Origin of the sequence: Enterovibrio makurazakiensis (genome assembly GCF_050336585.1) — a bacterium.
In the GTDB taxonomy this organism is placed as follows: Bacteria; Pseudomonadota; Gammaproteobacteria; order Enterobacterales; family Vibrionaceae; genus Enterovibrio; species Enterovibrio gelatinilyticus.
Window position 1 is genome coordinate 36,046 of the sequence record NZ_JAKJSE010000039.1, and the last position, 11,634, is coordinate 47,679.

Here is an 11,634-nt window from a genome sequence, read left to right on the forward strand (position 1 = left end):
TATCATCCCAGATTTAAGATAATTCGATGTGAAACAATAAATAGGACACACACTTTAAGAAACGCATTAATCTGTCAGTTTCATCTGATAGTGCTTCAAGGCTCAAAGACAGCTCTCCAAGATTAATGCAGCGTTGCTGAACGATATGATCCCCGTATTGTTCAACGACTCGTCACTTATATCTCAATGACAAAAGCTCGTTCATCCCTTTGCGGATATGATGAAAAAGCGCAGCAAAGTTATGAACATCGTCGTGGTTGGATTGAAGAACGCTTGCTCGTACTGGCGGGTGCTTTTTGTATTGATATATGCGCTTATGCCATCATGAGTAATCACTATCACGCCGTGCTCCATATCCATGCAAATAAAGCCATGCATTACTTGATGAAAAAGCGCTGCGGCGGCGATGGCCTACGTAGATTTAAACCCCGTGCAAGCTGTGATAGCGGAAACGCCTGAAACTTCAGAACACACGTCCGTCAAGGCGCGAATAGCGTCATTAAGAAAAGAACAAAGCACAGCGCCTCATCTCTTTCCTTTTGCGGGAACCCTAGAGAGCCGATGCCAGAGGGGCTGCCTTTTCGATTGGTGGATTATCTTGAACTTGTTGACTCTGACGAGTGGCTTGACATTTATGCCCAGGTTGAAAAAGGAACCCTGGTGGGCACTGAAACCTCTATCAAAGATGCTTTACCGCTGCTAGGGCGAAAGCGATTATGCGGATTTCGTATACCTGTTAGCTAGCATCACCCAGCCGTTACTCGTTTTCTTCGAATAGCCAACGTCTTGGTGGTTTTCGTGTGCCTGTTATCTCCTGGTATAACCAGATTTAGTCTTTTCTTGTGCTGAAGAGCGCTAAGCCAATCTAAAATCGCGCATTATTCCGCAAAGCTGAAAAGGCGTTCATGCCGATTTTTGGTCTCCTCTAAAGGCGACTGTCCCAGTTACTACGTCTGTAATAGCTTCACTCTCTACTAAGCTTTTTCTCTTTCCATTCTTTAGAGATAAGGCCAAATGGGAAGCTTTCCTTTCCACCTAAGTTAGGATCAATAAACACACCTGAAGAATCTTGATAAATAAAAGGCTTTTCACCATTTGATTCAAGCACCAGTTCATTTGCAATATTAGTCAATATATTATTAGTGATTACTATTAGCTTCGTTGACCATTTAATATTATTTGTAAATATTTCAAACCAAAAACAATAATTGAAATCACATCCATAATCCTCTCGCGCAAATGAAAGGTTATGCCCATTTGTAGTGACTCTTAATGTGAATGAGTCATTACATATCGATAATTCTGAATCTGAATCTGAGCTGAGTTTACTATCAGGTAAAGTCTTCGATAGGAATTCTTTGACTTCATCTAATCTACTCTCGGTCGAAAAATATAAAACATAAAACATTTATCCGTACCTTCTATCTTGGTAAGAGCCTAGAGATTTCGCCATTCTTAATGAATAAAAGTTCATCGAGAGAATCTATTTTCCAATCATTAAATTGACTTTCAAGTTTAGTGATTGATCCGGAGTAATCATCTAAATTGATTACAATTCTACTCGCTTGAGTCTGAGAGTTGTACTCAACCGTGCTCCATATATTCCTGACATTCTTAGTATTAGGAGAAAAAACATCAAATGCATTCCCGTTGATCAAAAAATCAGGGTTAGACTCTGGTTTGATACCAAAACCATTGCCTCCTTTAGTCGCTGGCAACATCTCTACATCATAGCCTTTAGCTGCCAACAAATCAGCCGCCTCATTTTGGCGAATAATAGGCCTTGGGTCTTTAGGGTCTGGAGTTTCGTAGCGCCCTTTCGGTTCGCCTCCAAGTGGTCCTATCATAAAGGCGACTGTCCCAGTTACTTTCCAATAAAGTGTGTCATTTCTTAAAGCGTGTTTTTGTATTCAAATTTTGAAACTATTCGCTGAAGCTGTGCATTGCTATGGATTTCCATCCATATATTGTAATAGTTTCTATGTTTGGATTATCTGTCTCGAAGTCCTCCTCAAGCGCAAGAAAGCCTTTAGAATTATCATGGGCTTCTTGCGGATTTAGCCAACCTCGCTCGCATTCTTCGCAATGCAAATACATTCTTTTATTTGTTGTATCTTCAGTCAAGATAAGCCTTCCTTGGTTGCAATTCACACATTGACTATACCAGTAGTACTTTTCCATGGTTCCTCCTAATTGCTGGGGTATCAAGTTATTATTTTGTTTGTATTAGGCACTAGTATTATAAGAATAATGGGGATATAAGAATAATGGGGACACACACTTTAAGAAAAGCACTAATTAGTCAGTTTCATCCGATAGTGCTTTCGGGCTCAAAGACAGCTCATCCAAGATGAATGCAGCGTTGCTGAACGATATGATCCCGTTATTGTTCAACGACTCGCGACTGATACCTCAATGACAAAAGCTCGTTCATCCCTCATTAGTATTGACGCTACCCCTTACTATCATTGTGTTTCGCGTTGTGTGCGTCGTTCATTTCTTTGCGGATATGATGAAAAAGCGCAGCAAAGTTATGAACATCGTCGTGGTTGGATTGAAGAACGGCTACTCGCGCTAGCAGGCGCATTTTGTATTGATATTTGTGCCTATGCCATCATGAGCAATCACTATCATGTGGTGCTTCATGTTAATGCAGATAAAGCTAAACAGCTGACGGCACATGACGTTGCCGAGCGCTGGTTGGCGTTTCATCAAGGACCTTCACTCGTTCAACGCTTCATTCAAGGCAATACGCTCACTGATTCAGAAACAGAACGATGTGTTGAAATAATAGAGGTTTGGCGAGAGCGTTTGGCATCAATCAGTTGGTTCATGCGTTTACTTAACCAACACATTGCGTCACAAGCCAACCGAGAAGACAAATGCACCGGTCATTTCTGGGAAGGGCGGTTCAAAAGCCAAGCGTTACTCGATGAAAAAGCCCTTGCGGCGGCGATGGCCTATGTGGATTTGAATCCAATAAGAGCGGCGATAGCGGAAACTCCTGAAACCTCCGAGCATACGTCCGTCAAAGCGCGAATTGAGTCATTGAAAAAAGAAGAAGCCACCGCCCGTCACCTCTTTCCTTTTGCAGGAAACCCGAGAGAGCCGATGCCAGAGGGGCTGCCTTTTCGTTTGATGGATTACCTAGAACTCGTTGATTGGACAGGACGTCAAAGCCGAGAAGATAAACGGGGTAAGATTGATACCCGAACACCTGAGATACTTAATCGACTCGGGTTTGACTCTGACGAGTGGCTTGACACTTATGCCCAGGTTGAAAAAGGAACTCTGGTGGGCACTGAAACCTCTATCAAAGATGCTTTACCGCTGCTAGGGCGAAAGCGATTATGCGGATTTCGTATACCTGTTAGCTAGCATCACCCAGTTGTTACTCGTTTTCTTCGAATAACCAACGTCTTGGTGGTTTTCGTGTGCCTGTTATCTCCCGGTATAACCAGATTTAGTCTTTTCTTGTGCTGAAGAGCGCTAAGCCAATCTAAAATCGCGCATTATTCCGCAAAGCTGAAAAGGTGTTCATGCCGATTTTTGGTCTCCTCTAAAGGCGACTGTCCCAGTTACTCAGTTACTATCGTCACCCAAACTGTCGAGCTGCCCGATTGGATAGATACTCTGGAAACCAAGGGCTTCAAAGCCATGCTGGAAGATTGGGTGAGTGCGGTGGCATCAGGCCGAATGGATGAGAAAGCTAAGCAACGAAACCTGTCGACCCATGCGTTTTGTGAGTGGTTGAGAATTAGCTTTGATTAGCGCTCAATATACAGCGAGATGTATATTGAGACTACAATAACCTACCAACTTAAATTTTGCCAAGTTTTTATCCTATTAATGATAATAGCCCAGTGTGATACTGGGCTTTATGGCTAAAATATGGTCTATTCTGCTATGTAGCTAAAATGTCCGAGAAATATCGGGTCGTCGGCAACTCTTCTCTTCACTCTGCTTGGATCATATGCAAAATCGTATTGCACCGTAACCCAAAGAGCTTGTGATAGCCCTTTATTTTGAGCTGCATCTACCGCTTCGTTCAAAAATGACTTGTAATAGGAAAGCTCTTTTAGGAGATCCTCTAAGGCTACTAGCCTAAAGTCAAAGCAGTTAGCTTCTTGATTATCTAGCTCATAATATCCAACGCCGCACAAATCCTGCAGAACATCCAAATTTTCGGGATCGTCAGTATTGTCTTTTAAGCCGACCCAAATAGATACAACCCCATTCTTCTCAAACCCCTGAGTGTAGTAGTCGTCTTCGTCAGAATAGTCTTTTAATGGCATACAATTACCCGTTTAGTCATGAAAACCTGAAGGTAGTGAATCATACCCTCCATTTATCCATTTCTCTGCCCATGCTCTCATGTTTGTCTTATATTCATCTAGACTGCTAGAATTCCGAATTACCAACTGCAATTCATTGTGCGCAGTTTTTGAGCCAGGTGCTTTAGAGCCCTTTATTCCAGTGGAATGCTTCCAACCTTTAGCTAACCCACCCTCATTGAGTGTTGATATTGGAATTGCAAAATCTTCTTGCACTTGCTGAGCCTTAACCCCCCATCTACTCCACTGAGGGGCTTCAACAACCATCATAAATTCGTGTTTACCTCCAGCGCCACGTAAACCGTCAGATATTTTGTTTTTAAGTCCTTGGTTTTGATACAGAGCGGCAAGTTCCTCTGGTGTTCTTGCATCGAACCAATCATTAAACTCCCCACTTTTAAAAGACGGGATATCCGATGGAGTTATATTATCTAAATCGATGGAAGTATTGTTTGGAGCCTCAGGACAGTCCCCCTTACACATGCTTAAACCTAATGGGTCAATCCATGATAAAGGATTTTTAACGTATTGGTAGCTGTTCAGCCCGCCTGCCAGACCAATAGGGTCCGATGTTATAAACCTTCCTGTCGCTGGGCTATAGTAGCGATGTCGGTTGTAATGTAGGCCGCTTTCTTCATCGAAATACTGCCCTTGAAAGCGTAAGTTGCTGGTGACTTTCTCTGCCCGCTTTAAGGCTAAGTTGCCATACGCTTTATAGTCTACGGACCAGACAACTTCTCCGGATACGCTCGTAATTTCTAGTGGGGTACCGAGCTGATCGAGCTGATAGAAATAGGTCTCTTGGTTGTTCGCCCCTTCACCATCTATTAGTGCTAAAGGACGGAAGCTACCATATTCATAGAGGTAGGTCTGATAGCGCTCAATGTTATCTGTTTCTACCAATAGTTTGTCGGCCTGCCAGATAAACTCCGTTGAGCTTGTGTTGCCCGCTTTGTCGGTGATGGATTTGGAAATCCTTCGCCCAAACGCGTCATATTGATAAGAAGCTTTTGAGCCATCGGGTTTTTCCAGCTGAACGAGCCTGTGTTGACAGTCATAGGTATAGCTGGAAACGAGCTTGCTACCTTTTCCTCTTGCTTCCAGTGTTAGCCGGCCAAATTCATCGTACTGATAATGGCTGTCTCCCTGAAACAGCAATTTGTTGCCTTCAACATTGGCCTGTTTATTCAGCAGCAGGTTTCCAGCGGGGTCATGATGAAAATCTTCGTTCTGAACACCCCTTACCGCAGTAAGACGATCAAGCGGGTCGTAGTGGTATTGCTTCTGACCACGTTCGCTGTCTTCTATGTCGGTGAGGTTTCCAACGCTGTTGTAGTGATACTTACGGTGGATTTTCTCAAGCTGCTTTTGCTTAACGCGATGTTCGAGTAACCGACCTTGATCGTCATGTTGATAATAACTCGTTAAGGCACCTTGCTGACGTTGTAACTCAAGGCCGGAAGCTTGATAAGTATGCTTCGACAGCAATTGGTTATTGAGGTTAACCTGACTTAGCTGACCGCTGTCAAAACGGTAGTCCACGCGTTGACCATCAGGCAATACCATGGCATTGAGTCTGCTGACTTCATCGTAGCAGTACCCCAGCGTTGCCCAGCCTTGGTGTTCTTGTGTGAGTCTACCTAACAGATCATATTGGTAGGCGAGTGGCCAATGGCCGTCATCAACAGCAACTAGCCTTCCATGGGTGTCATATTCATAACGTACCTCATTATCATCTGGTAACGTTTTGACGATGACATTGCCCAAACTGTCATATTGGTATTGAGTGGTGAGCTCAGCACCGTTGACCCCTTTTTCTGTTTTTGAAGTAAGTTGAGTATGTTTGTCATACTGATACGTCAACTCACGCCCATCAAAGGTGACTTCTCGGCTGACGTGCCCTGTTGATGCGTAATCAATATGGTAGTGCTCACCATTTTCATTGACGATATCACTCAGGAATTGGAATGCGTTTTCGTATTGATAAGAAACTTCCGTTCCATCTGGATTGATTGTTTTTGAAACCTGATGAGAAGGCCAACGATATTCATATTGAGTAAGGCGGCCTTTTTCATCTGTGAATTTAGTGACTTTGCTATAGGCGTTATATTCGTAATATCGCGTTTTACCGCCAGGCAACACATGCTTAGTGAGTCGGTCGCTGCGGTCATAATGCATCTCATGAATGCCGAGGCTATCTTGCCGGTATCTTAGCCTTCCCAATATGTCGTATCGGTAGCGGATCTTTTCTCCCTGAGGCGTTGTTTCCTCTACCAGTTCGCCATTGACGTTCCAAACAAGTGAGTGCTTCGTGCCATCAGGGTGATGGATAGCATTGATGAGACCATGGTTGTTGTACCCGTAGCGAGTCACGTGCCCTAATGGGTCACGTTGCCAAGTGATGTTACCCAATTTATCGTGCTTATAATCCCACTGAGCTTGGTCTTGGCTTACCTGAACAAGACGTCCATCGAGATAGGTGTAATGTGTTACTAATCCATTGGGTGCTATTTTGGTTTGCAGTTCACCTGATTTGGAATAGATATACTCAGTGGTATTACCGAGAGGGTCGATTTCTTTTAGAAGCTGGCCTTTATTATCGTATTCTTTTAGGTATTCTCCGCCGCCAGCATCAACCTCCTTAATGAGCCGCGCATTTTCATCATGTTGATAAACCTGCTGCGTCCCATTACTGTTTGTTAACGTAACAGCGTTGGATGATTCATCCCAAGCGTAAGTCGTATCAATGTTGGAAAGGTTACTGTACTGACGTATCGCTTTAGATGACTTACCTTCCCCTTGCCACTCCCAATAAAATATCGCGCCGCCAGCTAATTCGCGGGACTGGATAACATTGTGGTCATCGTATTGATAGCGTTCGGTTTCTCCACTGGCATTGGTTGCCGCGATGAGCTGCTCAGATTCGTTATAGGAGTATTCTGCTTGTGTGTGTATGAATACCCACACAGGGCGTTCATCTTGTTCTTTTTTGTGATAGAGGTCGACGCGAGACAACAATAGATCTTGGTAAATGAGTCTGAAACGAAGGCCAGATTCTGTCGTTACTGTTTCCACTCTATTATGGTTGTCGTGTTGTATAAGTAAGCGATGATGATATTTGTCGCTTATCTCATCTAGCAGCCATTCATCCTCTTTTGCTTTGAAATGAAAGCGCTGACCATTTTCTGCGATGGTGACGATTCGCTCATTTTCATCAAAGTAAGCGGCAGCATGGGCAGTCGTGTTGGTAATAATAGGGAGCTTACGGCTAGGTTTTGGGAACCGTGTTTGTTTGTTTTCAGCATCAGTCCAAATGACATCTTTACCAGCATTGTGGAGTTGATGTGAGAGACTATGCGACCAACCAAAGCCTAAACCTTGGTTTAATTCAGCGGCACTGGTGCGGTAAAGCCTTTTCCATTCAAAAGGAATCAGCCCAGGTAGATAGCCATCTTGAAGGGACAGCAGTTCTTCGCCTGTAGCCATTGATATTGGGTCTTTATCGCACTCAGTGTTTTTTTCGCTTTGTGTCGGTTTATCATCGGGATTGGTAGATGGACTGCTATCGTCAGGTATGTCGGTGTCACTGTCTAATTTCGATGTTTTCTGGTTGTCTGTTTTGAGTTGAACCTTGCCGTTTCGATAACTTCCACCCTTTGCATCGTTAATGGCAACACGTTTAAACTCGCCAGATGCTTTTTCTATCAGTTTTTTGACCATATCAAACACATCGGTCATAAAATCCGCAATAGGCTTTAGAATTCGTTGGACTGCTTTTGCTGCAGTTTTTGCTGCACGATATAAGAAATAGGCTGTGCCAACGACTGGTGAGGCAATGAACGATATTATTAACCCACCCAGAATACCAATAATGATATCTGCGATAACGGCGCCGGATAGCTTTGCGAGTTCATTGATAATACCGCTGATCGGAATGATCGAGAGATAGATCATTATGGCTCTGGTTAGCAGATACAACGCAGCCTCATCAGAGGCGAACAACATCGCTTTTTCAAGTTGTTTTGGAGCATTCGACGCGGCATTTTTTATTGCTGAAATGATTTCACTGGCGCCTTCTGACATGTTTTCCAGCGCTTTTTCAGGATCTTTAAGTAAGTCATAAACTTCGCCAATACCATTCCAAAGTGATTTCAGCGCATCCCAAATACCCTCAAAAAAGTTACCGATACTCTCTAAAACGGTGTCCACTTTCGATTGAGAAAAATAGTGATCCCATTCAGACTTAAAGCCTTTCCACTCTGGTTCAAAGCCTACCCATTTTCCTTTTAGCCAGTTAACCAGATCTGTTCCCATAACGTTATAGTTGGAAAATAAGGCATCTAGTTCTGCTTGTGTAGGTTTATGGTCAACGACGATTTCATACACTACCCCAGCCTCTAGATTGTCAACTGTTGCTTTACCTTGTTGATCCAGCGTAACGGAATGCACTTCTTTACCGTCTTCTGATTTTACGTATACCTGAATGGAGCCTAACGGCACGTTGTATATAGATTGAAAAACACTCTCAATTTGGAGTTCTCCGCTCTTTGGGCAAAGCGCTTTAACGGCATAATCATCATCATCTTTACCAACGGTGGTCGTTGAGTCACCCGCTTTGATGGTTTTATCCATAGATAAGAGAGAGGGTAGATCGAACTTTTCGGAAGCATAATCTGCGGATCTAAGATACCACGCGTTCATTTGCTCACGATAAGCATCCAATAGTTTTGGGAAAGCAGTGAATTGCTCATCTATATAGTTATAATAATCCTGCTTACTACTCATCGTGTATACCCTAAACGTTGTTGTTCTTCTTCTAGTTGAATGATGAAATTGGCTAGATAGCTTTGATCTTTACCTTCATAGCGATTTACAAATCGAGTCGCTTTGTACTCCAATATCTTTTCTGGGTAACTCAGGTAAATATCTTCTCTCTCCCCAGCCAGCCCTTTCACTAGGTTCATTGCTAATACACTTTTATCTAAACGTATTTTCTCAATGACATCCTTCGGCACATCCCACCAAGGAAACGGTTTTTCGTTTAGAAAAGGAGTGGGTGTGGTGTTAGTCACTGAACGGTTTTTCGCGTTCCAGCTAACGCAAGGGCCCATGAGCGTACTGCGTTGTTCGTCGTTGCAGCACTGCGCGACATTCACGCTGAATCTTGGGTCGTAGAATCGGAAAAAAGCGTGTCCGCTGGTGGGCATCCAAACTTGTGTGAGGCTTCGAAAGTGTTTAAAGGTGTTTTCAAACGAATCTTCCGTGCTGACAATGATTCCCCAATCGTCGGGGGCTTCTTGTTGTTCCCAGTTTAGGAACGCGGCGTGATCGGATATATCGGCGATGTAGGGCATAACATCATGCCATTCAGCGTAAGCCGTACCGCTCCAAAGTGGCTTGGCATCGTTGCCACCTAATCGGTAAAAATGCTTGAGCGCGTTCTCTTCACTGGTGCCGTTAAAAATGGCATAGGTGTTGAGTTGGGTGTTTTGCTCGTTCTCTATACTGCGCATTGACCATCCTTACAGGCTTCGCACTCTTCACAGAAAGGTGCTGCAGATTTCATCGTCGCGATTTGTGCGGGTGAGAGCATGGGTAATGGGTCGGCTGGCTTTGGTGGTAATTGTCCCGGCAATGTCGGCGCTATTCCCCCAAACCCTGAACCACTGCCTGCACTGCCGCCTGCGTTGAGGTCTACAACTGGGCCCGAAATATGAACGCCTGAACCATCAACGGTGACAAAACATCCGCCCGCTTTCAGGGTGATCTCGCTACCGGCTTCGATGACGAGCTTAGCGCCGGATTTCTGGTGAATTTCCGAGCCTGCATCGACGAGTTGGCTAGTCGCTTGTTTGACATGTATTGAGCTGTCTGTCGTGACGGTTTTATCACCTTTGATGTGTTCTTTGCTTTGCCCATCGACCGTCAGGTGGTCATCCACCTTGATGTGTGAAAAGCGCTCGTTCTCCACATCCAAGTGCAAGTCGTGTTTGATGTTGTCTTTGCGGTCGTTCTCGACCAGCAGGTTCATGTCCTTTTGGGCATGCACATAGATTTCTTCTTGCTCGGCTTGGTCCTCAAAACGCAGCTCGTTGAAGCCTTCCCCCTGATGGGTTTCGGTTCTGATAACCGTGCGGGTTTTGTTGGCAGGCAGCGGGTAGGGCGGCACATTGGTGGCGTGATAAGTGCGACCAGTGATAATCGGTTGGTCAGGGTCGCCCTCTAAGAAAGAAACAATCACTTCATGACCAATGCGCGGTATCGCCATCATGCCGTATTGACCGCCCGCCCAGCCTTGGGATACGCGTACCCAACAACTTGAAGCATCATCACTGTTGCCGTATCGGTCCCATGGGAACTGCACTTTCACGCGCCCATGCTCATCACAGAAGATTTCTTCCCCTGCGGGGCCCGTGACAATGGCAATTTGAGGGCCATGCACACAGGGTTTTGCCTGTGGTGTGGTGCGCCAAGGCCTGTGTGCCGGGATAACCGAGAAGGTATTGTGGTAYGTGGTCATGCCTTCACCGCCATGCTCTTCCARTGCTTGCGGTTGCGTGCCTTCACATGTCGAGCTGACCACCACCCAATCACGGTTAATGGCCTCATCGGGRTGGTCGGTTAAATCAAACAGCATGCCGGCTTGGATTTGGCGCACATTGCTGGATGCTGTTGCCGTGATGGCATCGCGACGAAGATGCTCTAAGCGGTATTGGGTAAAGGGTTTACCGGCGGCATCACTCTTATAACGTCCGGGGAAATCATAGTGTTCATACGTRCCRCGTTGGTAGGCCATCTCAGTGCCCGCGTGGTCATGCAAAAAGCCATACGCGGGCTTTTTGAAACTGTAATCTTTCAGTTGGGCGGAGGAAGGGCGAGTCTGCGCGGAGAATTGCCAGCCTTTCACAAAGGTTGAACTGGCAGTGCCGCCCACAGTGGCRTTATAGGGCAGGGCAAGACCGGACGAAGATAACGTCTGCGTGTCATCAGAGAACAACACCGTGTGTTTGTCTTTGCTGTGCAAGAAGGTATAGAAAATGCCCTCTTCAGCGGCGATACGGGTTAAGAASGCAAGGTCAGATTCGCGGTACTGCACACAGTATTCACGGGTTTGTGGGCTGCCTGAAAGGGAGAAAGCATAATCATCAATGCCCATTTCTTGCAGCAAAATACTCATGATTTCAGGGGCAGATTGCTGCTGGAAAATACGGCTGTTATGACGAAGGGATAAACGCGAGAGGGCAGGCACCATTTCCAATGAATAACGGGTGTGGCTGAACCCCGTGTCACCGCGAGTAAA

9 protein-coding genes and 1 pseudogene are annotated in these 11,634 nt (G+C 45.0%); 3 read left to right on the forward strand and 7 right to left on the reverse strand.

What is annotated here, in order from left to right:
- Positions 1-156 precede the first annotated feature (156 nt).
- Positions 157-744: pseudogene (locus L4D06_RS23740) on the forward strand (hypothetical protein).
- 220 nt (positions 745-964) lie between these two features.
- On the opposite strand, the gene L4D06_RS23745 reads toward L4D06_RS23740, so the two are convergent.
- The 3 genes from L4D06_RS23745 to L4D06_RS23755 all read right to left on the reverse strand — a co-directional run bounded on the left by L4D06_RS23745 (position 965) and on the right by L4D06_RS23755 (position 2,181).
- On the reverse strand, positions 965-1,408 hold the full coding sequence (locus tag L4D06_RS23745) for a hypothetical protein (RefSeq protein ID WP_429741864.1): 444 nt from the start codon (positions 1,406-1,408) through the stop codon (positions 965-967).
- Positions 1,409-1,421: 13 nt separating this feature from the next.
- Entirely contained in the window at positions 1,422-1,847 is a 426-nt protein-coding gene (locus L4D06_RS23750) for a CdiA C-terminal domain-containing protein (RefSeq protein ID WP_429741866.1), read from the reverse strand.
- Positions 1,848-1,923: 76 nt separating this feature from the next.
- Positions 1,924-2,181: a hypothetical protein gene (locus L4D06_RS23755; RefSeq protein ID WP_274167026.1), complete on the reverse strand. Its 258-nt coding sequence runs from the start codon at positions 2,179-2,181 to the stop codon at positions 1,924-1,926.
- Between the two features lie 234 nt (positions 2,182-2,415).
- Here L4D06_RS23755 and L4D06_RS23760 point away from each other — a divergent pair, with 234 nt between their 5' ends.
- Together L4D06_RS23760 and L4D06_RS23765 are read left to right on the forward strand one after the other, a co-directional pair.
- Entirely contained in the window at positions 2,416-3,378 is a 963-nt protein-coding gene (locus tag L4D06_RS23760) for a transposase (protein WP_429741868.1), read from the forward strand.
- Positions 3,379-3,549: 171 nt separating this feature from the next.
- Positions 3,550-3,771, forward strand: coding sequence for a hypothetical protein (locus L4D06_RS23765; RefSeq protein ID WP_429741870.1), 222 nt, complete (start codon positions 3,550-3,552; stop codon positions 3,769-3,771).
- 125 nt (positions 3,772-3,896) lie between these two features.
- Here L4D06_RS23765 and L4D06_RS23770 read toward each other — a convergent pair whose 3' ends face one another.
- From L4D06_RS23770 to L4D06_RS23785, 4 genes are all read right to left on the reverse strand, one after another.
- Complete coding sequence (locus L4D06_RS23770; RefSeq protein ID WP_429741872.1) at positions 3,897-4,295, reverse strand: hypothetical protein; 399 nt, start codon at positions 4,293-4,295, stop codon at positions 3,897-3,899.
- Positions 4,296-4,307: 12 nt separating this feature from the next.
- Complete coding sequence (locus L4D06_RS23775) at positions 4,308-9,119, reverse strand: RHS repeat-associated core domain-containing protein (RefSeq protein WP_429741874.1); 4,812 nt, start codon at positions 9,117-9,119, stop codon at positions 4,308-4,310.
- Complete coding sequence (locus tag L4D06_RS23780; protein WP_429741876.1) at positions 9,116-9,847, reverse strand: DUF4123 domain-containing protein; 732 nt, start codon at positions 9,845-9,847, stop codon at positions 9,116-9,118. The genes L4D06_RS23775 and L4D06_RS23780 overlap by 4 nt, the downstream gene beginning before the upstream one ends.
- Positions 9,835-11,634: type VI secretion system Vgr family protein (locus tag L4D06_RS23785; protein ID WP_429741877.1), on the reverse strand; the 1,800-nt coding region annotated here is incomplete at its 5' end. The genes L4D06_RS23785 and L4D06_RS23780, both read right to left, overlap by 13 nt.